Origin of the sequence: Dyadobacter sp. (assembly GCF_051859145.1) — a bacterium.
Lineage (GTDB): Bacteria > Bacteroidota > Bacteroidia > Cytophagales > Spirosomataceae > Dyadobacter.
The window spans coordinates 1-611 of record NZ_JBHYGF010000290.1; the positions used below are offsets into that span (position 1 = coordinate 1).

A 611-nucleotide genomic window follows, 5' to 3' on the forward strand; every position below is an offset into this window, starting at 1 on the left:
AAGAAATTGGCCAGGTACCCGCGCCATTCAAGGTTACCTTCCAGCAGAAATTCACCAGGCGATTCTATCGAAAGATTGTTTACCGTCAATCGCGGCGGAGAGGAGCCTGGACCGAGCCTCCTGGGAAGCCACGCGCGCAAGCTGTTGGAGCCACCTGCAAAAAAGTACTTTTCATACGGAGGTACCTTGCTGTCTCCATAGCTGTAAACTGCCCCGCTATTAATGCGCGCTACAAACGAAGAGCGCTTTCCAACCGGCCAGTATCGGCGGTAATCTGCATTCCACCGCAGGTATTTGTAAAACAGCAGATCGTCGCCGAAAACGTGCTTGATCAGCTGCTGTTGCTTGGGCAGGATATTCAGCGAAGTACCACCCGATTCCAGCGCAAGCCGGAAATAAGTCGCACGCTTAGGCGGGCCTATCAATGCATTGGTATTGTACACAAAACTCGCATTGATATCCGACACAAACGATTTCTGAAAACTGTTTGCCAGGTTGTTCCCCTGCTTGAACAGATCATCGAGCAGGCTCTGGAAGTCGGCGCGGATATTCTGGGTATTTAAAATGTTGAGATCGACAAGCGATACATTGAAAAGCGTTTTGTTCGTCGG

Annotated in this window: 1 protein-coding gene; it reads right to left on the bottom strand. The window is 50.4% G+C overall.

The window, feature by feature from the left end; translation table 11 throughout:
* On the bottom strand, positions 1-611 hold a 611-nt coding region (locus ACTIE6_RS16380; RefSeq protein ID WP_439557666.1), incomplete at both ends, for a BamA/TamA family outer membrane protein.